Annotated in this window: 20 protein-coding genes and 1 pseudogene; 9 read left to right on the top strand and 12 right to left on the bottom strand. The window is 42.8% G+C overall.

Going from position 1 to position 21,944, the window contains the following annotated elements:
- Positions 1-176 precede the first annotated feature (176 nt).
- Both AACX33_RS09410 and AACX33_RS09415 read left to right on the top strand, forming a co-directional pair.
- A complete protein-coding gene (locus tag AACX33_RS09410) occupies positions 177-317 on the top strand; it encodes a hypothetical protein (protein WP_193997641.1) in 141 nt (46 codons plus the stop codon).
- Positions 318-536: 219 nt separating this feature from the next.
- A complete protein-coding gene (locus tag AACX33_RS09415; protein WP_193997640.1) occupies positions 537-1,925 on the top strand; it encodes an AAA-like domain-containing protein in 1,389 nt (462 codons plus the stop codon).
- 11 nt (positions 1,926-1,936) lie between these two features.
- Here the strand turns inward: AACX33_RS09415 and AACX33_RS09420 are convergent, their stop codons facing one another.
- The 7 genes from AACX33_RS09420 to AACX33_RS09450 form a co-directional block, all read right to left on the bottom strand.
- Positions 1,937-3,721 carry a M61 family metallopeptidase gene (locus AACX33_RS09420; RefSeq protein ID WP_193997639.1) on the bottom strand — a complete coding sequence of 595 codons (1,785 nt, stop codon included), beginning with the start codon at positions 3,719-3,721 and terminating at the stop codon, positions 1,937-1,939.
- Positions 3,722-4,164: 443 nt separating this feature from the next.
- Positions 4,165-4,848, bottom strand: coding sequence for a Crp/Fnr family transcriptional regulator (locus AACX33_RS09425; protein WP_193997638.1), 684 nt, complete (start codon positions 4,846-4,848; stop codon positions 4,165-4,167).
- Between the two features lie 205 nt (positions 4,849-5,053).
- Positions 5,054-6,274 carry a GspE/PulE/PilB domain-containing protein gene (locus tag AACX33_RS09430; RefSeq protein ID WP_193997637.1) on the bottom strand — a complete coding sequence of 407 codons (1,221 nt, stop codon included), beginning with the start codon at positions 6,272-6,274 and terminating at the stop codon, positions 5,054-5,056.
- A gap of 254 nt (positions 6,275-6,528) precedes the next feature.
- Positions 6,529-7,716 (bottom strand): HetZ-related protein 2, encoded by a 1,188-nt coding sequence (locus AACX33_RS09435; RefSeq protein WP_193997636.1) that lies wholly within the window; start codon positions 7,714-7,716, stop codon positions 6,529-6,531.
- Between the two features lie 394 nt (positions 7,717-8,110).
- Positions 8,111-8,461, bottom strand: a complete 351-nt coding sequence (locus AACX33_RS09440) for a carbon dioxide-concentrating mechanism protein CcmK (RefSeq protein ID WP_089092385.1) — start codon at positions 8,459-8,461, stop codon at positions 8,111-8,113.
- Positions 8,462-8,735: 274 nt separating this feature from the next.
- Positions 8,736-9,044, bottom strand: a complete 309-nt coding sequence (locus tag AACX33_RS09445; RefSeq protein WP_193998016.1) for a carbon dioxide-concentrating mechanism protein CcmK — start codon at positions 9,042-9,044, stop codon at positions 8,736-8,738.
- 210 nt (positions 9,045-9,254) lie between these two features.
- Positions 9,255-9,926: a hypothetical protein gene (locus tag AACX33_RS09450; protein WP_193997635.1), complete on the bottom strand. Its 672-nt coding sequence runs from the start codon at positions 9,924-9,926 to the stop codon at positions 9,255-9,257.
- A 66-nt stretch (positions 9,927-9,992) separates the two neighbouring features.
- On the opposite strand from AACX33_RS09450, the gene AACX33_RS09455 reads away from it, so the two are divergent.
- The gene (locus tag AACX33_RS09455) at positions 9,993-10,880 is read left to right on the top strand and encodes an alpha/beta fold hydrolase (protein WP_193997634.1); all 888 of its coding nucleotides are present in this window, start codon (positions 9,993-9,995) and stop codon (positions 10,878-10,880) included.
- Between the two features lie 74 nt (positions 10,881-10,954).
- Here AACX33_RS09455 and AACX33_RS09460 read toward each other — a convergent pair whose 3' ends face one another.
- A complete protein-coding gene (locus AACX33_RS09460) occupies positions 10,955-11,533 on the bottom strand; it encodes a hypothetical protein (RefSeq protein ID WP_193997633.1) in 579 nt (192 codons plus the stop codon).
- A 103-nt stretch (positions 11,534-11,636) separates the two neighbouring features.
- Positions 11,637-11,795, bottom strand: a pseudogene (locus tag AACX33_RS09465) (ParA family protein); the annotation flags it as partial.
- Between the two features lie 108 nt (positions 11,796-11,903).
- On the opposite strand from AACX33_RS09465, the gene AACX33_RS09470 reads away from it, so the two are divergent.
- The 3 genes from AACX33_RS09470 to AACX33_RS09480 all read left to right on the top strand — a co-directional run bounded on the left by AACX33_RS09470 (position 11,904) and on the right by AACX33_RS09480 (position 16,140).
- Positions 11,904-13,283: a cytochrome P450 gene (locus tag AACX33_RS09470; protein WP_193997632.1), complete on the top strand. Its 1,380-nt coding sequence runs from the start codon at positions 11,904-11,906 to the stop codon at positions 13,281-13,283.
- A 151-nt stretch (positions 13,284-13,434) separates the two neighbouring features.
- Positions 13,435-13,869: a hypothetical protein gene (locus AACX33_RS09475; RefSeq protein WP_193997631.1), complete on the top strand. Its 435-nt coding sequence runs from the start codon at positions 13,435-13,437 to the stop codon at positions 13,867-13,869.
- Positions 13,870-13,950: 81 nt separating this feature from the next.
- Entirely contained in the window at positions 13,951-16,140 is a 2,190-nt protein-coding gene (locus AACX33_RS09480) for a tetratricopeptide repeat protein (protein WP_193997630.1), read from the top strand.
- A gap of 583 nt (positions 16,141-16,723) precedes the next feature.
- On the opposite strand, the gene AACX33_RS09485 is transcribed toward AACX33_RS09480, so the two are convergent.
- Positions 16,724-17,032, bottom strand: coding sequence for a DUF3067 family protein (locus AACX33_RS09485; RefSeq protein ID WP_193997629.1), 309 nt, complete (start codon positions 17,030-17,032; stop codon positions 16,724-16,726).
- Between the two features lie 229 nt (positions 17,033-17,261).
- On the opposite strand from AACX33_RS09485, the gene petC reads away from it, so the two are divergent.
- The 3 genes from petC to AACX33_RS09500 all read left to right on the top strand — a co-directional run bounded on the left by petC (position 17,262) and on the right by AACX33_RS09500 (position 20,770).
- Entirely contained in the window at positions 17,262-17,801 is a 540-nt protein-coding gene (gene petC / locus AACX33_RS09490; RefSeq protein WP_193997628.1) for a cytochrome b6-f complex iron-sulfur subunit, read from the top strand.
- A gap of 98 nt (positions 17,802-17,899) precedes the next feature.
- Positions 17,900-18,901 carry a cytochrome f gene (gene petA / locus AACX33_RS09495; RefSeq protein WP_193997627.1) on the top strand — a complete coding sequence of 334 codons (1,002 nt, stop codon included), beginning with the start codon at positions 17,900-17,902 and terminating at the stop codon, positions 18,899-18,901.
- A gap of 420 nt (positions 18,902-19,321) precedes the next feature.
- Positions 19,322-20,770 carry a DUF3370 domain-containing protein gene (locus AACX33_RS09500; RefSeq protein ID WP_193997626.1) on the top strand — a complete coding sequence of 483 codons (1,449 nt, stop codon included), beginning with the start codon at positions 19,322-19,324 and terminating at the stop codon, positions 20,768-20,770.
- Positions 20,771-21,205: 435 nt separating this feature from the next.
- Here AACX33_RS09500 and AACX33_RS09505 read toward each other — a convergent pair whose 3' ends face one another.
- Positions 21,206-21,511, bottom strand: a complete 306-nt coding sequence (locus AACX33_RS09505; RefSeq protein WP_193997625.1) for a small RNA NsiR4-regulated ssr1528 family protein — start codon at positions 21,509-21,511, stop codon at positions 21,206-21,208.
- Positions 21,512-21,574: 63 nt separating this feature from the next.
- A complete protein-coding gene (locus AACX33_RS09510) occupies positions 21,575-21,823 on the bottom strand; it encodes a hypothetical protein (RefSeq protein WP_193997624.1) in 249 nt (82 codons plus the stop codon).
- Positions 21,824-21,944 lie beyond the last annotated feature (121 nt).

The raw sequence follows: 21,944 nt of genomic DNA on the forward strand, positions 1-21,944 counted from the left end.
CCCCCAACCCCCTCCCCGCAAGCGATGAGGGGGCTAAGATGTACTTTGTATAGTTGGCAATTGCCGTATATAGCATTTCCTCAACTCTTAGGTACGTATTTATCTGTGTTCATCTGTGGTTAATTTGTTCTTTGTTTTCACTATCTCAAGAGATAACTGCGATCTATCAATAAGGTATGACTAATCTTGATTTAACTATAGAAAAACTTAAAGATAATAGTGTAACCTCTGTAGCGATCGCTCATGTCAGACTGGAGCAAAAATTAGCTACATTTTCTGCATCTATGATTGCCAAATGTCAGATGATAGGTATTTAAAATCACGATTTAAGTGGCTAGAATACCTGGAACTGATTATTTAAAAAATTCTAAAATCAATATATGTAAGATGTTTCAGATAAAAGTAATATTGTCAAGCTGTATTTGTAGCCTTTGGGAAAAAAACAGGCTTTCACTCAAACTTGGAAGGCTACATTCATGGAAATCCTCAGAACCTCAAGTTTGAGGACAAAAACACAGAACTAAGGCCGATGATGAATGACTATAGATGAAGTCGTATTGCTACTAAAAGCCAGTCAAGTCAATGGTTTGACGACACTCCAAGAGATGATACTGCGCTCTTCGTGGGAGGGAAAAACTTATACGAGTATAGCCTTTGAAGCTCACTACGGGGGAGAGCGTGTGCGGAAAGTTGCGGCTCATTTATGGCAATTGTTAAGCGATTTTTGGCGAGAACCCATTAATAAATCTAACTTCCGTCAAACGTTGTCATCTCGCCGTCTGAGCAAATCCCATCAGCAGTTAATTAAGGAGTTCAACCGCGCTGCAACTGCCATATCGTTGGAATCTCCTCATGGCCCGGTTTCCCTTGCTTCTAGATTCTATATTTCGCGATCGCCAGTTGAAGAACTTGCCTATGCAGAAATAGCTACACCAGGAAGTGTTATCTGCATCCAAGCCCCTCAGAAAATGGGCAAAAGTTCTCTGATTCTCAGGGTGATCGCCAGGGCTACTCATCAAGGCTTTCGCACTGTAAATTTGGATTTTCAGCAAGCAGAACAAGCAGTTTTTAGCAGTTTGGATAAGTTTTTGCGCTGGTTGTGTGCCAATGTCAGCCGGGAGTTACAGCTAGAACCAAAACTTCATGATTACTGGGATGAGGATATGGGTAGTAAAGTTAGCTGCACGATCTATTTCCAAAAGTATTTGCTGTCTGCTGTCAAAAGTCCTGTGGTTTTGGTATTGAACGAAGTCGATTGGGTATTTGAGTATCCTGAGATTGCTGGGGAATTTCTGCCATTAGTGCGTTCTTGGTACGAACAGTCCAAAATGGTGGAAATTTGGCAAAAACTCCGCCTGGTATTAGTTTATTCTCAAGAAATTCTGGTTCCTCTAAAACTGACGAAATCCCCATTCAATATGGGTTTGCTAATTAAGATCCCAACTTTTACAACAGAGCAAGTAGAGGATTTAGCACAACGTCACGGATTAGATTGGGAAAATAGTCAGAATACTGAAAGTTTAATGGCAATGGTAGGGGGACATCCTTATTTAATTAGATTGGCTTTGTATCACCTTGTGGGTAGGGGAGGGTTAGAAGGGAATCTACAAGAACTGCTACAAAAAGCAGCAACGGCGGCGGGAATTTATCACGAGTATTTAAGACAGTATGTCTTGGTATTGCAAGGGGAGCCAGAATTGGCAACTGCTTTCTATGAGGTAATTACGACGATAAATTCTGTGAAATTGGAGCCAGTCATCGCATATAAATTACATAGTATGGGGCTAGTGAACCTGGAAGGCGATCGCTGTACTCCTGCGTGTGAGTTGTATCGTTTATATTTTCGCGGACAACTGACCACGGTTGAGGATTTAACTATCTCCAATGAATTGGGAAGCCTACACTGTAGCGACAGATCAGTGTAGGTAGTTCACTATCAACGAAGAGTCACTATCGGTGCGCCTAACCACCCTGCACCATTCTCCTTCTGCGAGGGATCGGGATTATGTACTGGGACAATCTGAAACTTAGTCGGACGTGGTGTATCAAGGGTAACTGAATAGGTGCGTAATTCATCTTGATGGAAAATTGTGACTTCAATCGTCTCGTTTGGTTGGTAATCTTTGAGGCGATCGCTCAATTGATGAGCTGTTAATCGGATACCCTCAATAGCCAATAACTCATCGCCCGCATCAATTCCTGCCAGTTGTGCAGGTGAACCCACTTCCACAAATTTAATCACTTCTCGCCCATTTTCAGTTTTTGCCTTCAAACCTAAATAAGGTTCTTCTTCTCGTTCCGCGATCAGATGCAAACCGAAAGGTTCCAGGTATTGATTAAAAGGTAATTCGTCAGTGCTATTAATGTAGGATTCAAAGAAATCAGCCAAATCCACACCCGCCACCGATTCAATTACCTCCTGCAACTGTTCCGGAGTGTAGCCAATTTCTGGTTGCCCAAATTTCCACCACATTTGCCGCATCACATCATCAAGCGATCGCTGATTCCCATGACGCGCTCTAATCAGCAAATCTAGTAACAAAGAAACCATTTCCCCCTTCAAATAGTAGGACATTTGGGAATTGTTACTATTGGCATCTGGACGATAAAGTTTAATCCAAGTATCAAAACTCGACTCAGCCAGTGGTTGCACCTTGCGCCCTGGCGTAGTCAGAAATCTGGTAATTTCCTTACTCAAATGACTTAAATAGGACTTAGCATCATAAATGCCAGCCCGCAAAGGAATCAGTAAGTCGTAGTAACTTGTAGTTCCCTCACAGAACCACAAAGAAGGTGTATAGTTTTCCTGCTCGTAATCAAAAACTTCCAAACCTTTGGGGCGAATGCGCTTGACATTCCATAAGTGAAAAAATTCATGTGCCACCAATTGCACAAAGCGCTCGTACTTATCCTGAGAGCGAAACCCAAAACGCTGGTAAATTAATGAGCAACAGTTTTTATGCTCCAAACCTCCATAAGCTTGGGCAAATAAATGCAGCAGAAAAATATATCTTTCGTAGGGCAGACCCCCAAACATTTGCGCTTCCACTTCGATAACTTTTTGGATATCGGCAATTGCTTGCTGTGATTGTAAATTGCCCTCTCCCCAAACTGCCAGTTCATGGGGCTTTCCCAAAACCTCAAAGTAATATGATTGGTGGCTACCAATTTCCACAGGGCTATCCACAAGGGTGTCAAAATCATCAGCCAAAAAAGTATAGGCTTGATCGCCAACTGGTGCTAAAGAAGTCGTGACTCGCCAATCTGGGTATGGTGGTACAACGGTAATCTGAATTGGTAGAAGCTCCCAACCAGGGAGTCTAAAAAACAATGCAGCACCGTTGAAATAGCCGTGGGTCGTATCCAAATGATTCGTCCGTACCGATAGCTCATTGGCAAACATCCGGTAACGCACAGTTAACTCTGAAACACCACTTGTATTCACCTGCCAATGGTTTTTACTAATTTTTCGCCAAGGCAAAGGCTTATCCCCAGCAAAAGCAGCAAAATATTGTAAATTTTTGGCGTATTCTCGCACTAAGTATGAGCCTGGTGTCCATACAGGCATTTTCAAGTCAAGAATTGTCGATGAGTGGTTGATTAGCTGTAATGTCACCTCAAACAGATGCGTTTCTGGTTGAGGCATTGCCACCAGGTAATGAATCATCGGTACTGTTTCCTGGAGGCCAATCTCGATACAAGGTGCTGTTGCTTCGGTCATCTGTAATTAAGTGTTATAAATTCTGAGTCAATAGTTAATAGTCAATAGTTAATGGCCAATAGTCAATAGTTAATAGTTAACAACTGTATACTTAAGACTGATTGACACTCCCCATGCTCAAAAGCCAGAGGATTTTTGCTAAAGGGGGATTCCGAAGAATTTACACCCTGCAAGGATCTTGACCGTATACACTAGGTAACCGCTACATCCTCCAATGAGAACGACTTAAGTATTGCCGCAATTCGAGCAAGTATGAGTACGGTTAACTTCTGAACACATTTAACTAGCCTGAGATTTACTCAATAGAAGTAGTTTCCCACATTTAATAAATGTCATGTCGAAACTATTACATTTATCATGATGCAGAAAGGGCAATTTCGTAAATATCTTGGTGTTCTCAGCCTGATATTGGGAATTATTGCGGCAAATACCTCAAATCGAGCTTAGACCTTTCCAGCTAGGTTGATCAACTGTTTCAAGTTGATCAGATTAATCATATTGTTGGCACTGTCAATGAAGATCCAACCTTTTTCATTGAGTTTTTGCATGATTTTGGTAGTTTCTTCTACACCAATATCTGTGACATCGGCTAAATCTTTCAAAGGAATATTCAAAATTTCCTTCCCATTGCTTGATTCTTGTCCATAGCTTTCGCTCAAATTGACTAAGGTATGAGCAAGTTTGACAGCAGGCGGATAAGAGCGGATTTGTAAACGCTGGTTACTTTGTCGCAATCGCCGCACCATCAGTTGCAACATCCGGTGATGTAACTGCGGGTCTTTAAATAATATTTGAATAAAACGCTCTCTAGAGATACTCAACAACTGCACTGGCGAAAGGGCAATAACATCAGTTGAACGGGGGTATTCATCTAAAATCGCCATTTCGCCGAAAAAATCACCTCGACCTAAAATTGCCAGAGCTACAGAATCATTTCCGGAGGTGCGTCGGACTTTCACCCAGCCGGAAACTACGAAGTAAACTGCGTTACCCCAGGCATCTTCCATCAACACGGCTCGCCCAACAGGGTATTCGTGTTCAATTGCCACGTTGAGTAGCCATTCCAAAGTCTGTGGATTGGCTGTACTCAATAAGGGAAAAAGTTGACTAAAAAGCTCAGTCTGCATGTAGTATCTCAAATAAATGAGTTTAAGTCTGAAAAATTAAGTTGGCTACTATAAATTTTTAAACCCCTCATCCTAGTATAAACAAGTAAAATTATGTGATAAAATATACTAAAATTTTAAAGGGGTTTACTCCATAATTCCATTACAACATAACAAGTGTGTATAGGAAAGAAATCAGCGCTTTCACTGACAGAATTAATTTTTCTTAGCTATTTGTGGGGATTTCGCTCGTGGCTCTCAGTACTTTGATCTGCTGGTCTAAATTTTGTACGAGCTTATTTAAAGCTACTACAGAGTCCAGTTGCTCAGATTTGAGGCTGGGATTGAGACTAATTCGTTCTTGCAGTTCATGTAACTTCAAGCTGAGTTGTTGAGAAATTCCCAAGGCATCGCGACTCAGACGGGCTAACTGTTGTTGCTGATAAAACTTTAAAGCCGTTCCCTTTAATACTTGTAGAGTCGCCTCTTCGCCGTAAGTTCCCGGCATCACCCGCAGGCGTAATAACAAACGATTTCGTTGATATAGGCATTCTTTTTCTACCTGTTTTGGTTCTGCAAGTTTGCCAACAGGTAAGGAGGCAAAGCACTTCAATTGATTCAGTACTCCTTGGAATAGGGAAAGAGGAAGATTTTCTAATACGGACTGCATGACTCCATTATCACTCCAAAATATCTTTCCTTGGTAAGGTTGTCTTTCCAAATACAAGCGACCAATTCCCCCACTCAAAACTCGCCCCAGTAATTCTTCTAGTAATTTCTTGGGTGGTAGGCTGGCGAGCATCTCTACAGGAATGAATTCTTCGGAGACATTTACTTGTAAAACCGTTAATTTACTGAGTAGTTCTAGCCTAGCAGAGTCTTCTTCTTGCTGGTTGTTGAGGGGAGGAATGGGTGTGGTCGTTGAAGATAAGTTATTTGGCTTGGGCGTGGAGGCAAAATCGTTCTGTTGCGGAGAATGTTGTGCGGTTTTAGTTTGATGGGGTTGAGAGGAGTTTGTTGTAGATTGAATCAGTTGGTCGATAATAGTAATTTTGCTCTTTTCCGAGGCTTCGTTTGCTTCTTGGTTATCCACTGGTTTGGCATCTGGGCGGAATGTATTTTTATGGTTGAGGTAAGCCGATAGTATCGTGCGGTGTATGTCGGTAGTGATTTCTTGAGCCACTATTGTGCAATTAATATAAGATACGATGCGACTTACGTAATCTAGGGCCTCGCTGTCTTGTGGATGAACCATGCCTAATAACAGCTGATTGTCTTCTATCTCAAAGGGCGCAACTTGGTGGTATAGGCAAGCTTCAAAGGATAAAAGATTATCAATTAGATAGAATACTTGCTCGCGTCTTCGCTCCCAATTTGCTGGAGTGTTGGGTAATACTTGCTGCCCATTTGCTCTAGTATCAGTTGGTTTCCCGTCTGAAGACAACATAAATTTGATTACTCAGTGTTTTCTTATATTTTATTTTGCTATAAATTAGTTAGAAGTAAACAAAAGATACTTAATTATCTTGTTAAAAATTAAATTAATTACCACCAGATTGGGCATTGGGAATGAATCCCAAACCCAAAATCAAAGCAGTTAGATATGTCTGGGGTCTTTTCCACTGTCCCCGTACCCTTCGGGACGTTACGCGGTCAGCGCCGCTATGCCCGCTCCCTGTTCCCTTTCCTCTTTTTTGAGACTCATTCTTGAGTTCTTAAAGATTGGGCTGCAAGATAGACTTTTGTCCATTCGCCCATCACCTGATGAGTTTTCATCTGTAATTGTTGGGCTATTGCTTCTATGGAGTGGCCTGCTTTACGCAAATCGAGGATTTGTCGCTGCAAAGGAGTTAAGTTTTCATCGAGTTGCTGCCATTGGTTTTGAGTTAACCCCAAATTGTGTTCTTGCAGGGAAATTCCCAACCAGTTATCCACGAGTTCTGTTTGACCTTTGAGGGCAAAGACGCGCACAGCATGGTAGCTAATTTTTTCTCTGAGTCGGTAAATTTCTTTGATTGGCTTATGTAGTTTTTTGGCGATTTCATCTTGGGACTTGCCTTGCAGATACAATCGCAACCAATCTACTGCCTCTTGTCCCAGAGTTTCTTGTAAATAATCGGCAAATTCCTGTTGTACTAGCTGCCGCAGTGCCTGTTGCTCTTCTAGTTGTTGTGTTTCTTGATATTCAGCGATCGCTTGATGATCAGCCAAGTTTACCCGATTTTCACTAGCATCTGAGAGGATTTCTTCGGAAACCACCCTAACCAATTCACTGCTTGGCACTTGGGTTAAACCACCACGCTGAATGCGCCGCAGGTAGTTGACAAATCTATATACCAGCAAGGGTTGATTTCGGACTGGACGCATAGAATACTCTTCTATACTGGCAAATAATAAAGTATCCCGCAGTCGTTTATCCGGGGTAAATTCAGCAATACAAGCCATTTGCTGCTGCATATACTTATCGTTTTGCAGCAATTCTTGTAAAACTTCTTGCAATACATCCATGACACTACGCTGGCGATCGCGACTCAGAGAAACCCAAGTCTGAATCTTATTGCGTAATGTAACTAAACCTGCTAGACGAGTCAGCAGCTGGCGATAGGCACGTTCTCGCCCGATACCCAAGTAGCGTTGGCGTAAAATTTTCCAGCGATATTCCATCGCTTGTTCCGCAATTTTGAGTTCTTGAGGCTTGATCTGATCAAAGCGTTCTAAATCACTTCCTAAAAGCCAGAGAATAATACTTTCTCTGTTGGCTATGCTTTGCTCTGGACATTCCGCAGCTAGACGCTTACCCCAATAATCAGCTAGTTTTTCTGCCTCCTTTGTCATAGCGAGATTGCGCTCCTCGAAACCCTGTATTAAAGTTTGCATCACAACCCCCATTTGTCACACTTAACTGATCATCTGACAGTTGCCCATTCATCTGTCTTTTTCATCAAGACATCTCAGATGTTCTATTCTTATTACGTCTGGTTTTACTAACTTTATGCAAAATTTAGGTAAATTTTGCTAAATTGTAGTTTTTCTCTGACCCAGATGTAGCTAAAATTGGTTCCTGCTGCGATCAATTTCGGTTTTTTGGGCAATATTGAGTAGATTACGAAAGAATAGGGAAAAACAGGGGGAGATGATCAGGTGGTGTTGCAACTAATCCCACTGGTAATGTCAGCTAAAGTTATTGATTTATCATACGTTTTGTCAAAAAAAGTCAATAGTCAAAGGTCAAAGGTAAATTCTAAACTTTTAACTTTTGACTAAATAACTAATGAATTTAACTTTATAACCTGTTAGATGAGCGCACAATGGGATTTTCTACAGAATCCCGATACTGTTGAACTGCATCTGTATAGCCGATTGGCAGAACTGCTTCCACGTTTTCATGGGGACGGGCAATAATCACCCAGGATTCCAGAGTACCGCCATGAACATTTTCTGCGGCTTCAATACCAGCTGCCATAGCTGTTTTGACTTCAGAAACATCTCCGCGAATATTTATTGTAAAACGAGCGCTACCCACTCGGATATAACCGACAAGGGTGATGCGTCCGGCTTTTACCATCGCATCAGCTGCTGCTAGTACAGCCGGAAAACCCTTCGTTTCAAGTGCGCCAACGGCCTGTAATGACATTTAGTAATCTCCTGTATGAATAAATGTATTGTCTGAAGCAACGTGGGGAAGTTTGATGATTTTCACAAAACACATTTTAAAACCCTTATAGGGTAAAAATTTGCTCAATGTGTTTTTTTCAGGCGTTGACATCTTGCATCACTGATTTGATCACAATTTTTCTAGAGTGGGTATTGCTTACCGTGGGCTAAAACGTGGATTTTTATGCTTTTGGTAGCGTTCACCCTATGGTTATTGGCAATGGTGCAAGATATTCAGATGACAAATTTGCCTATTACATCCGGAACGGTTCAGATACTTCGGTGAAGTGGATGGGTAAAATGGTCTCCACGTTTTCTGGAGGGTTAGGAACAATGTAGTGGGTAATTACTTGACCACCAAAAGTTTGTTCTCCGGCTAATATTCCTGCTTCTACAGCCCTATTAACTTCCGAAACGCGTCCCCGAACAGCGACTAACATTCGAGCGCTTTCAGCTTGACCATAATACACAATTGTGACTGCGGCAGATTTAACCATTGCATCGGCTGCTGCTAGTACAGCAGGAAAGCCCAAGGTTTCAATTACGCCAACCGCCATTGGCATGGCATTAGCTCCTGAGTTGAAAAATGAAGTGATATCAATTGTACGAGGCTTTCGTACCAATTTTGACATTTGAGAAAATTTTCTCTGCTACTGAAGAGGCGGAGGGGAAGGGGGCAGGGAGCATGGGTACTCTTCCCTGCCCTTTTAGGACGCTTGAACTGGGGCGGAGTACAAGCTCCGTCTTTTGTCTTCTTCCTTGCTTCTTTTGACTTACTTACGCTGTACCAGCCAATGTAAGAGGCTACCACTCAACACGGCATAAATTAGCGAAAAAATCACTATAAATACGCCCATAGTGGGTAAACCACTGATATTCTCTTCCTGGAGATACACCCCCAATCCTGCCAGTAGCATCATGAAAGCATGAGTCGGAATCCACCACCATGATTGCCGCAGAGAAGAGCGCAGAATCAACCACTGAAATAATCCCATGAGCGCACCCGCTAAAATGACTGGTGCGATCGCTCTTCCAGCTAAGGGCAATTGTGCTATGAGAGGCTGCCCAAATCCAGGCGAACCAGGTGCAGGTGTGGTTACATATACCATGACAGTCAGGCTGAAAAAGATACCGCACCATCCTAAAACTGATGTCAGAATCCACCATTGGGAACGCGGCACAATGCTGCGGAGGATTAACCATTGAGCGATACCAATGGTCAGCCCTAATCCTATAGCTGCTCCTAATGCTGCGCCAAGAATTATACATCCGATGGCACCTTCTCCTTCACACCCTTTAAACACCCAAGCCAGTGGATAGACGAAGACTTTTAAGCCCAAAAATCCCCCCATTAAGCCTGTGATACTACTGAGCAGAAAGCCTAGTAAAGTGATGACAGTCCACTTTAGCCATAGAGGAGAATTTAACAATTGAGTCAGGGACATAAATATATTTAATATACCGACAATTTGGCAGCCACTGGAGTACTCTTAAACGGTAAACTGAAGTTTATGTTTCCTAGTTTTTTACCTCCCTCAGTTGGGCAACTGACAGAACCGACTTCCATCGCCTTGGCTCAAAGTATTCAAAGTCAAGCGATCGCAACTCCTTTAATTAACCAACCAATTAACACCACCTATGTTCAACAAGGTAGTGGTGGTACGCCTATATTATTAATTCACGGCTTCGACAGTTCCCTTTTAGAATTTCGTCGCCTGTTGCCACTGCTAGCAAGGGATAATCAAACCTGGGCAGTGGATTTATTAGGCTTTGGGTTTACAGATAGAATTGCGGGTTTACCATTTAGCCCCATAGCCATCAAAACCCATCTGTATAATTTCTGGAAAACCTTAATAAAGCAACCAGTGATTTTGGTGGGTGCGTCGATGGGGGGTGCTGCGGCCATTGATTTCACCTTGACTTACCCAGAAGTAGTAGAAAAACTGGTGTTAATCGACAGCGCTGGTTTAAAAGGGGGTTCACCGTTAAGTAAATTGATGTTTCCCCCCTTGGATGCTTTTGCAGCTAACTTTTTACGGAATCCTAAAATTCGCGATCGCATTTCCCGCACTGCTTACAAAAATCAGCTTCTCGCGTCACTTGATGCTCAATTATGTGGTGCATTACACTTAGAAATGCCCGATTGGACACAAGCATTAATAGCCTTTACCAAAAGCGGTGGTTACAGTGCTTTTAAAGCAAAACAGCTTTCAGAAATTGTACAACCAACACTGATTTTATGGGGTGATGCCGATAAAATTTTAGGTACAGCGGATGCCAAAAAATTTCAACAAGCAATTCCCCATAGTCAACTAATCTGGATTCAAGACGCTGGTCATGTCCCACACTTAGAACAGCCACAAGTCACCGCCCAACACATTCTAGAATTCCGTAATTAATTACGAATTACGTTAGCGTAGCTCCTCCGCAGGAGGCATTACGAATTACGAATTACGAATTACGAATTACGAATTTAGTCATATAACCAAGTATTAGCGGCAAAATCATCATCTTCTTTCTGACGTTCTAGCAGATATTCAGGAACTTGATGTGATTTTTTATAGCCAACTGGGTTATATTTTTCTTTGACTTGGATAGCGGAATTGTTCGATTTTTCTGGAATTGCGGGCTTATTGTCTTTGGCTGGGATTGGTGATTTACTTTCTTCGATAAGTTGAGAATTAGCTTCTGCAAGGTGTAACGCGTCTTGTTTAGCTTCGTGTAGTTCTTTTGTCAGCCGTTCTGTTAAAACTTGCTTCTCATACAAAACTGATTGCAAATCGACAATTTGCTTTTGAAAAGCTTTTGCTTTATCTTGAGATTCTTCGAGACTTTGTTTTAATTCTTGGATAGTGATTTCTAAATTATTATTAGTAGGCATAGTATCCTTCGCAGGAGTTGGCTTAGATGTCAGCGTTGGTAATTTCTCTGTTGTTAAAGCATTGTCTTCAGTAACTTTCTCAGCTTTAACTTCAATCACCGATTGATTTTCTAGTGGGATCAATTTTTGTGCTTCTTCTTGTAGTAAATCAGATAGATGTTTGTTAACCATTATTTTCTCCAATCACGCTGTAATTCATCAGCCACGCAGCTTTAGTCTAACGCCGCCTGCGGTGCATTGTTTGTTCGCCATTGAGTAATAGCGACATCCTCTAGTTATAATTCCGCCCCGCCCATAAACTGGCGGAAGCTTGAATATCTGCATCAATAAGAATAAACTTGTTTTTTTGCCCAAATTGTGCAGCTAAATTAACTGCCATAGTCGTTTTTCCGATTCCTCCCCTACCGTTGAGGATAAGGATGATTTTTGGCACTGCTTACTTCTGAGGCTGCCTTAGTTAAATATACCGCTTTGTGTAGCCTCCGATGACAGAAAAACTCGTAAAAATTAACATCATCAGCCGTCACTCAAACAAACTCCTATGACAGTAACTTACAACTTACCTGATGGTCCCAAATTACCGCGCTATCTGCGGATGGTTAAATTTATCACTCAGCCGGTGAAATATGTAGAAGATTTTGCCAAAGTTTATGGTGACAACTTCACCATTTGGAATCGTGGGGATAAGCACATTGTCTATTTTAGCCATCCTCAAGCACTGGAACAGATATTTAGTAGTAATGCTAGCTGTTTTCGATCTGGTGGAGGAGGCGGAGGTTTAGGATTTTTGCTGGGCGATAATTCTGTAATTATATTAGATGGCGATCGCCACCAACGCCAAAGACAATTATTAACACCACCGTTTCATGGCGAAAGGATGCGGGCTTACGGTGAAACTATCCGCAAAATTACCCAGCAAGTTAGTAACGAATGGACGATTGGGAAACCTTTTAATATTCGCGCCTCAATGCAAGAAATCACCATGCGGGTGATTTTACGAGTGGTATTTGGTGTAGATGAAGGGCCAGTTTTTCGAGAATTGGGGCGACTACTCACATCCCTCCTAGACTTCATGGGTTCCCCTTTAATGTCCAGCGCCTTCTTTTTTAGCTTTATGCAAAAAGATTTAGGTGCGTGGAGTCCTTGGGGGCGAGTTGTGCGGTTATTGCAGCAAATCGATCAACTAATTTATAGTTTGATTCAAGAACGTCGGGCGGAAACTGGACAACATCGCCAAGATATTCTCAGTTTATTGATTTCGGCTCGTTATGAAGATGGCGAGGGAATGTCAGATATTGAGTTACGTGATGAATTAATGACAATGTTAGTTGCGGGACATGAAACTACAGCTTCTGCATTGACATGGGCTTTTTACTGGTTGGGACATTTACCAGAAGTACGAGAAAAGTTACAACGAGAATTAGAAACCCTGGGTGTGCATCCCGAACCGAGTAGCATTGCTAAATTGCCATATTTAACCGCAGTTTGCCAAGAAACTTTGAGAATTTATCCAATTGTGGGGAATGGATTTCCCAGAGTTGTGAAAACCCCAGTAGAAATTATGGGCTATGAAATACCAGTAGGAACGGCGATAATTCCCAGTATATATTTAGCCCATCATCGTGAAGAAGTTTACCCACAGTCACAGCAATTTAAACCAGAACGCTTTTTAGAAAAGCAATTTTCCCCTTATGAATATTTGCCCTTTGGCGGTGGAAATCGTCGTTGTATAGGCTTGGCTTTTGCTCAGTATGAAATGAAAATTGCTTTAGCCACAATTTTGTCAGAATTTCAATTATCTCTAGTTAACAAGCGTCCTGTGTATCCCGTGCGCCGTGGACTGACTTTAGCCGCACCATCGGGGATGCAGATGATACCCACAGTTCAGGTAACAAGAGCAAGTATACCTGTTAACGTTTAGCGCCAACATCGGTAGTCTCAGATCCCCGACATCTTGAATAAGTCGGGGATCTTTAATCTTTTGCGTGAGTGATAATTGATGCTTTTTTCTCTGTTAAAAAACGGTTATACTGAGTCAAATAAGTATAATCTCTTAAATATTTATTATTGATATGGAACCAATAACACTAACAGCCGTAGGAACTGCGATCGCTACAATAGTTTTAACCAAAGCCTTAGAAAAAACAGGCGAAAAGCTTGGGGAAGCAGCAATCCAAAAAAGTAACGAGTTAATCGCACAGCTACAAAAGAAAAATAAAGTCCCCTTACTAGCGAATACGCCAGAGGGAAACCCACAGCAAGCGTTAGATTATGGTCAAGCAGTACTGGAATTGAAAGCAGCAGCTGATACAGATACCGAAATTGCTCAATCAGTGCTGGAAGTGGAAGCAGCCGCAAACGCTGACCCACAAGTAGCTCCAAAGGTTCAGGCTTTAGCAAATGACCTCAACTCGCAACCAGCAGGTGTGATCAATTCGACAAAATTAGCTGAATCAATTAAAAACGTCTTTCAGGGAAATACTTTCATTGGTACTCAGAACTTCTGACTGTACTCGCCTGAAGGGGAACGGGTAAAGTTAAATCCTCAAATACCGCAAAATTTACCCCTGAGTGGGGTGGTGAAATTTGTGGGACGTGATGAAGAACTGCAAAAACTCCACCAACTTTTGCAGGAAAATAACCAAGTAGCCATTGCTGCAATTGCGGGAATGGGTGGACTGGGTAAAACAGAACTCGCCTTGCAATATGCAATGAATCAGCGCGAAACCTACAAAGGTGGAATTTGCTGGTTACAAGTCAAAGCTGAGGATGTGGGCGTTCAAGTGGTGCGATTTGCCAGAACTCAGCTTGATTTAAACCCACCAGAAGAGTTTGATTTACCCGCACAAGTGCAATTCTGCTTGCGGAATTGGCGTGAGGGTGATGTGCTGCTAGTGGTGGATGATGTCACAGATTACCAGCAAGTCAAAACTTACCTAAATGGGCTATCTTCCAGATTTAGAGTGTTAATGACTACGCGCCAACTGTTGGGTGCATCCATCAAGCAATTACCTTTGGATGTATTACAACCAGAAGCAGCCTTGGAGTTGTTACAGTCTTTGCTGGGAGAAACACCAGAGCGAATCGAGAGAGAATTAGATGTAGCAAATCAGTTGTGTGTATGGCTGGGGTATTTACCCTTGGGTTTGGAGTTAGTGGGGCGGTATCTGGCGCGGAAACAGGATTTGTCCCTATCGGAAATGATGGGGCGCTTGGAGAAAAAGCGATTAGATGAGCGTGCCTTATCTAAGAAGTCGAAGTCAGATGATGACATGACAGCACTATTGGGAGTGAAAGCAGCCTTTGAGTTGAGTTGGGACGACTTGGCAGAGGATGACAGATTACTAGGTTGTATTCTTAGTTTATTTGCGGCCGCACCCATACCTTGGAACTTTGTAGAACAGTGCTTAAAAGAGAAAGATGAGGATGATTTAGAGGAAATTCGGGACGAGAAGCTGCTGTATCTGCATTTACTCCAGCGCAAAGGTGAAGGAATCTATCAACTACATCCCCTACTGCGGGAATTTTTCCAATCTAAGTTTACAGGTTTAGAGCAAGCAGAGGAATTTAAGCGATCGCTTTCTCAGGTAATGGTAGCAGTCGCCCAAGAAATTCCTCAAACTCCCACACTTGAGGAAATTAATGCTGTTTCCCTTGAAATACCTCATTTAGCTGAAGTAGTAAATCATCTCATTCAATATGTTAGTGATGAAGATTTAATTTTGCCTTGCGTCGGCTTGGGCAGATTCTATGAAGGACAAGGTTTGTATACCCAAGCCGAACCTTGGAGACAGCAGTGTTTATCAACAGCACAAGACCGCTTGGGAGACAATCATCCCGATGTCGCCACCAGCCTTAGCAACTTGGCAGAACTCTACCGTTCCCAAGGAAGGTACGACCAAGCTGAACCCCTATATCTCCAAGCTTTAGAACTCTTTAAACGCCTACAGAGAGACAATCATCCCGATATCGTCTCCATCCTCAACAACTTGGCATATCTCTACTATTCCCAAGGAAGGTACGACCAAGCTGAACCCCTATATCTCCAAGCTTTAGAACTCTTTAAACGCCTGCTGGGAGACAATCATCCCAATGTCGCCTCCATCCTTAACAACTTGGCATTACTCTACGATTCCCAAGGAAGGTATGACCAAGCCGAACCCCTGTTTCTTCAAGCTTTAGCACTCAGAAAACGCCTGCTAGGAGACAATCATCCCGATATCGCCTCTATCCTTAACAACTTGGCATTACTTTACGATTCCCAAGGAAGGTACGACCAAGCTGAACCCCTATATCTCCAAGCTTTAAAACTCTTTAAACGCCTGCTGGGAGACAATCATCCCAATGTCGCCCCCATCCTTAACAACTTGGCATATCTCTACTATTCTCAAGGAAGGTACGACCAAGCTAAACCCCTATATCTCCAAGCTTTAGAACTCTGTAAACGCCTGCTGGGAGACAATCATCCCGATATCGCCTCTATCCTTAACAACTTGGCTGGACTCTACTATTCCCAAAGAAGGTACGACCAAGCCGAACCCCTGTTAATCGAAGCTTTAGAACTCTTTAAACGCCTATTGGGAGATCATCATCCGTCAGTCGCCACGAGTCTCAACAACTTGGCTGGACTCTACTATTCCCAAAGAAGGTACGACCAAGCCGAACCCCTGTTACTCGAAGCTTTAGAACTGAGAAAACGCCTGCTGGGAGACAATCATCCCCATACTATTACTGTTCGTGAAAATTTGGCAGCTTGCCGGCAACGAAATTCAGGATAAAAATTATTGATGGCATTGTACAGGCGATTATGTTAAGTCCGGTTAATTAGTTGCCATTAATACAATCATTGAACCCCTACCCGCAAGCGATGAGGGGAGACATAGCAGAGCTTTGGCAGATTTGCGGGTTTAGTAATTATTCAACTGGACTCGTAGTTTTTCACAGAAGATGATGATTGCGATATCTACACTAACGCTTGCCGAGAAAAAAATAAACTACGATAAATTATAAGAAAAATGATACCCACAGTTCAGGTAACAAGAGCAAGTATACCCGTCAACGTTTAGTGCCAACGTCGGGAGTCTCAGATCCCCGACTTCTTGAAGAAGTCGGGGATCTTTAATCTTTTGGTTGTGACTGAGTTGTTAATGATAATAATGGTGAATGGGAATTTCTATAGTTTCCATCCTGGGAGAAAGCTAAACAAGCTGTTAATGCTGCTAAAAATGAAGGTAAAGCAGCTGTTTTCTATGATGGTGCAACTCTGCCTCTAGCATGATAATTAATCATGACATGGGTAAACTGTTGCTGAATAGCCTAAACATTTTTTCAGCCCGACTGGCGATCGCATCGCATCGCATCTCAAACAATCCATTCCGAAGCGCGTTCACCTAGATCCAGAGGAATACTCACAGCTTTACCTAGTCGGGGGCGATCGCGTGTTTGGGCAATAAATCTCTGTACTTGCACAACACCACCCAAAGCCTGAAGATAATTAGCAATACCGTCAAGATGCTCTTGGTACTCAGCCTCACTCAAGGGAAAAGAAGCTTGCTCAAGATACTTCCACATCACTTGCATAAATATCTTCCCCTTAGTGCGCCGAAACTGGACATCATAAGAATATCCCCATTTGTCAAGCAATAATCTGCGTAATTCCTGTCCTGTCATAGCTTTTGTCAATTAGATTTTACATTTAGTTATGATGTTACGTTCGGTAACTCAAGTATGATAGACATATAAAGAAATGTAATGCTAACAGAAGAGATGCTCAATATATCTTGGAATAAAGAAAATTAGCATCGTTGTAGGCGTTAGCATTTCGACTCAAACAGGAGTACCTCAAGTACTGGTACTCTTGTAAGAATGCTTAACAAAATACACAAAGAGCGCGTAGAATATGGCTCAATTTTCTGAATCAATGGACGTGCCAGATATGGGCCGTCGTCAGTTCATGAATTTGCTGACTTTTGGAACTGTGACTGGTGTAGCTCTGGGTGCATTGTATCCCGTAGTCAAGTACTTTGTTCCACCTGCTAGCGGTGGCGCTGGTGGTGGTACAACTGCAAAAGACGAGCTGGGTAACGATGTGAGTGTCACTAGCTTTCTAGCCAGCCACAACGTAGGCGATCGCGCTTTAGTTCAAGGACTCAAAGGCGACCCCACCTATATGGTCGTAGAAAGCAAAGAAGCCATTGGCGATTATGGCATTAATGCTATCTGCACACACTTAGGTTGTGTTGTTCCCTGGAACGTCGCAGAGAACAAGTTTAAATGTCCTTGTCACGGTTCCCAGTACGATGCAACTGGTAAGGTGGTCAGAGGTCCAGCACCTCTGTCTTTGGCTCTCGCACACACCAAAACCGAAAATGACAGAATCGTCTTGACCCCTTGGACTGAAACCGACTTCCGCACCGATGAAGAGCCTTGGTGGTCTTAATTAAGTGCTGAGACCCAGACGCGATCAGTCGTGTCTGTACAAGAGAGTGCTGAGATGACCAATGACCAATTAACCAGAAAATAATTGTCCTTATAGAGATGAGAAATGCCCGTACCACAGCGAGTTTAACTCGCACTGCTAGAGCAATTATGCAAACATTGCTCATAGCGATCGCTACCTTGACATTCTACTTCACTAGCGATTTAGCCCTGCCTCAAAGCGCGGCTGCTTATCCCTTCTGGGCGCAACAAACCTATCCTGAAAGCCCCCGCGAACCGACTGGGCGGATTGTTTGTGCTAACTGTCACTTAGCAGCTAAACCAGCAGAAGTGGAAGTTCCCCAATCAGTTTTGCCTGATACTGTGTTTAAAGCAGTGGTGAAAATTCCCTACGATACCAACATCCAACAAGTTGGTGCTGATGGTTCTAAAGTTGGCTTGAACGTCGGCGCTGTGTTGATGTTACCCGAAGGCTTCAAAATTGCCCCAGCAGACCGCATTTCTGAAGAACTGAAAGAAGAAGTAGGCGATGTTTACTTCCAACCCTACACTGAAGACAGCGAGAATGTTCTTCTTGTGGGTCCTATTCCCGGTGAACAGTATCAAGAAATTGTCTTCCCAGTTCTTTCACCCAACCCCGCCACTGATAAAAATATTCACTTCGGTAAATATTCAGTTCACTTAGGTGCAAACCGGGGACGTGGACAAGTTTATCCTACTGGTGAAAAGAGCAATAATACCATTTATAATGCTTCCGCTACTGGCACAATTAGCAAGATTGCCAAAGAGGAAGATGAAAATGGTAATGCCAAATATCTAGTAAATATCCAAACAGCATCTGGCGATACTACTATTGATACCATTCCCGCAGGTCCAGAATTGATTGTTTCTGAAGGACAATCTGTAACTGCTGGTGATGCTTTGACTAATAACCCCAATGTCGGTGGATTTGGTCAAAAAGATGTAGAAATTGTCTTGCAAGACTCAAGCCGAGTTCAAGGCATGATTGCCTTTGTTGCACTTGTAATGTTAGCTCAAGTAATGCTCGTGCTGAAGAAGAAGCAAGTGGAAAAAGTCCAAGCTGCTGAACTTAATTTCTAAATTCTTTGCTAAATCAATACTTTTGTGGACAGGCGAAAAGTCTGTCTTTTTTTATGAGGAATAATGTGGATTAATTAAAATACAGAACCTCACCCCCAGCCCCTCTCCTTACTAAGGCTAGGGTGTACACACATCTTGATCCAGAAAGGGTTTCCCGCCCTAAAAAAGGGTTTAAGCAAAAATCCAGTTCCCCTCCTCGCTTGCGGGGAGGGGTTAGGGGTGGGGTCTTATGACACAAACGAGAATTTACCGACTTCTGTGTACACGATAGCCTTAGTAAGGAGAGGGGAGACTTTGATGCAAGTCAAAGGTGGAGTGATGTCAACAGCCAGATGTAAGTGCTTTAAGAAATCTGTTTCCAGGAACTTGTAGCTACAACTTGTGATCTTTGAATCATCAGTTTCCGGGAAATCAACAAAGATGTCAGTCAAACAATCTCAAAATAAATTACCCAAAACTATATTTTTACTTCTATTCGGACTTGCGATCGCTCCCATAGTCGGATGTACAATTTTTAACTCTAATATTCGGAATGATGATTCAGTAGTTGCCCAAAGTTCACCAAAGCCAACACCCCAAGAGATAGTGCAGGTTGGGGAAGTACGTGCTTTACCTGGGAATTTGGATACCATACCTGTATTTAATAGCAATAGTCCAGAATGGGTGAAAACCGAGGGGATTTTGCTGTCTACATTTCCGGCAAATGGAAAAAAATTACCCGCAGCACACCTCAATTTTCCTTTCCAGGGACGCTTTGATTTATTTGCCCACCACTACACCCATACTCCCAAGGATTTACAAACGCTTTATCTAGGAGTAATTCTGCATAACCCTGGTAAAAAATCTGTGACGGTGGATGTGTTGCAGGCTGCAAGCTATTTGATGGAGGATGCACCCTTCGTTACCTTACCCCCTTATGTAGAAAATAATGATGGTAAAGCCTACTCAGGTCCAGGCAATCGGGCTGTGAGTGACGTACTTCGAGGCATTCGCCAAGCTGATTTTCCCGCCAAACTGGTAATTCCCGCCGGAACAAGTCGAATGTTACTCAATCATCCTATTCCCGTGCGACATTTAGAAAAGCCTGTCAATGGTCGTTCTAGCTTCATGCGTCTGCGTAGTAGTGGCGAAATTTATGCAGCTAGTTTGGCTACATTTGCGAAGAAAAATGCTGATGATAGCGATCGCGCACCGACTCTTGCAGAATGGCAAGCATTACTGGATACTGGAAACTTAGCCGGGCCAAGGGATAAAACCCCCTCTTCTCCCGATGCTACCAGTGGACAACTGATTTATGGGCGCGTCGCTGGTGTCTCCCAAGGTTCCCAGTGGCAAGCAAAGCTAGTGGATGATCCCGAAGCTGAGTATTTGACAATTCCTCAACCAGGCAAAGGCATTTCCTATGCTTTAGACACTCTGCGGAGTGGTCGATTAGGTACTGAACAAAATCAAACGGCGAAAATGCTGGTACGCTATGCCGATACAGCTTATGAAGCGCACGGTAATTATGGGGTGGAATATAACCTCAACTTGCCCCTAAACAACAACACTAACGAAACCCAGAAGGTGACTATTACCCTAGAAACACCTTTGAAGGAAGATAAATTATCTCAAGGTGGTGTGCGTTTTCTCAAGCCATCCCTAGATTTTCCATTTTTTCGAGGTACTGTCAGATTGCGTTATGTTGATGACCAGGGACAAGACAAAACGCGCTACGTGCATCTATGGCATAGAACGGCTCAAGTTTTAGAACCATTATTGCAAGTTACACTGCCACCTTCAAATCAGCGCAATGTCCAGTTAGATTTAATTTATCCACCCGATTCCACACCGCCTCAAGTAGTGACGGTGAGAACTTTAGAAAATTGACACTCCACGCGATAAATCGACGGGGATTCTTGGTTCAAAGAAACCACTTAACCTAGAGTCCTTGCGTCATCTAGACCAGAGATGGGATTCTCCCCAAGCGTTAATTCGGGTATGCCCTACCCTATTTGCATGAGTGCAAGTCCTGTTTAGTTTGAAACATTTGTTTCAAAATTCTGAGTCGTCTAGCCCCTATGAATCTTTTACCTACTGCTAGGAGGAAACTAGAATAATGCAGTAGAACCGCATAGATTCAATTATCTTGGCGAAGCCTCTCCCTTTGGGAGAAGGTTCAGTGCTTTGTCTTTCAACGGCTAGGTTTTTTAAGTGGTTGATTACCTTTCCACTACAATTAGTGTAGCAGCATCTTAGTACACTAATGAATTAAAAGCCGTCGTTCTACGACGGGGCTTTCAACCCAATTTTTCGGTAAGAATATCACTTACCGCCATAGAAGAAGGCAATTTCTTTCTCTTTTAGGGGTGCAAAACCTGCTTCTACAAGGAATTTATCAAGTTCGGCTTGAGGAATGTGTTTTGCGCCAATTCGCACAATGCGCGATCGCATGGTATTCGATACGCCACTACGCTGTCTATTTCCCTCTAGTGCCATGACTTTGCTATACAGTTCTAGCTTTGCAGGCGGAATGGCAGAACCATCAAAATCGATTCCTTGGGCGATCGCTTCGTCGATAGCATCAGCACCCTTGGTTGTAGAATTTACTTCATTAGTTTCAGTAGGCATGGCAATTTATTCTCAAGGCTATGGGTAGATTTTACCAGCCTTGCTGACGCAATTAGCCACTGATCATTCTGGGCGTGTAATAGAACCGCCAACAAATGCTCCTAAAATAGTACCTGTCCATAATCCAGTTGTAGTACCTTGCAAAGCAGCTCCGGGCGTTACCCAAACATTACACATCACCTTTAAACCCCAAGCTTGGTTTTGACATTTCTGGTTATGCAGTATCGATGTCATTTGTCCACCGATGTAACCACCAAAAAATCCTGATGTTAAAGCTAAAAAGGTACAAGTTAAAAGTCTATTTTTAATCATGAGTTGAATTCAGCAATGAATGGTGGGTTACGCTGCGTAACCCACCCTACTTTGAGTATAAATAGATTTAGTTGCTCAGAACCCTTTTGGCAGGGGAATTCCAAATCTCCCCAGCTCCCTG

The organism is Nodularia sp. LEGE 04288 (assembly GCF_963896525.1).
In the GTDB taxonomy this organism is placed as follows: Bacteria; Cyanobacteriota; Cyanobacteriia; order Cyanobacteriales; family Nostocaceae; genus Nodularia.

Bases quoted from the DNA above. Each gene is read 5' to 3' on its own strand.
- AACX33_RS09410 (WP_193997641.1), top strand. From the start codon at position 177: ATGACTAATCTTGATTTAACTATAGAAAAACTTAAAGATAATAGTGTA.
- AACX33_RS09415 (WP_193997640.1), top strand. From the start codon at position 537: ATGACTATAGATGAAGTCGTATTGCTACTAAAAGCCAGTCAAGTCAAT.
- AACX33_RS09420 (WP_193997639.1), bottom strand. From the start codon at position 3,721: ATGACCGAAGCAACAGCACCTTGTATCGAGATTGGCCTCCAGGAAACA.
- AACX33_RS09425 (WP_193997638.1), bottom strand. From the start codon at position 4,848: ATGCAGACTGAGCTTTTTAGTCAACTTTTTCCCTTATTGAGTACAGCC.
- AACX33_RS09430 (WP_193997637.1), bottom strand. From the start codon at position 6,274: ATGTTGTCTTCAGACGGGAAACCAACTGATACTAGAGCAAATGGGCAG.
- AACX33_RS09435 (WP_193997636.1), bottom strand. From the start codon at position 7,716: ATGGGGGTTGTGATGCAAACTTTAATACAGGGTTTCGAGGAGCGCAAT.
- AACX33_RS09440 (WP_089092385.1), bottom strand. From the start codon at position 8,461: ATGTCATTACAGGCCGTTGGCGCACTTGAAACGAAGGGTTTTCCGGCT.
- AACX33_RS09445 (WP_193998016.1), bottom strand. From the start codon at position 9,044: ATGCCAATGGCGGTTGGCGTAATTGAAACCTTGGGCTTTCCTGCTGTA.
- AACX33_RS09450 (WP_193997635.1), bottom strand. From the start codon at position 9,926: ATGTCCCTGACTCAATTGTTAAATTCTCCTCTATGGCTAAAGTGGACT.
- AACX33_RS09455 (WP_193997634.1), top strand. From the start codon at position 9,993: ATGTTTCCTAGTTTTTTACCTCCCTCAGTTGGGCAACTGACAGAACCG.
- AACX33_RS09460 (WP_193997633.1), bottom strand. From the start codon at position 11,533: ATGGTTAACAAACATCTATCTGATTTACTACAAGAAGAAGCACAAAAA.
- AACX33_RS09470 (WP_193997632.1), top strand. From the start codon at position 11,904: ATGACAGTAACTTACAACTTACCTGATGGTCCCAAATTACCGCGCTAT.
- AACX33_RS09475 (WP_193997631.1), top strand. From the start codon at position 13,435: ATGGAACCAATAACACTAACAGCCGTAGGAACTGCGATCGCTACAATA.
- AACX33_RS09485 (WP_193997629.1), bottom strand. From the start codon at position 17,032: ATGACAGGACAGGAATTACGCAGATTATTGCTTGACAAATGGGGATAT.
- petC (WP_193997628.1), top strand. From the start codon at position 17,262: ATGGCTCAATTTTCTGAATCAATGGACGTGCCAGATATGGGCCGTCGT.
- petA (WP_193997627.1), top strand. From the start codon at position 17,900: ATGAGAAATGCCCGTACCACAGCGAGTTTAACTCGCACTGCTAGAGCA.
- AACX33_RS09500 (WP_193997626.1), top strand. From the start codon at position 19,322: ATGTCAGTCAAACAATCTCAAAATAAATTACCCAAAACTATATTTTTA.
- AACX33_RS09505 (WP_193997625.1), bottom strand. From the start codon at position 21,511: ATGCCTACTGAAACTAATGAAGTAAATTCTACAACCAAGGGTGCTGAT.
- AACX33_RS09510 (WP_193997624.1), bottom strand. From the start codon at position 21,823: ATGATTAAAAATAGACTTTTAACTTGTACCTTTTTAGCTTTAACATCA.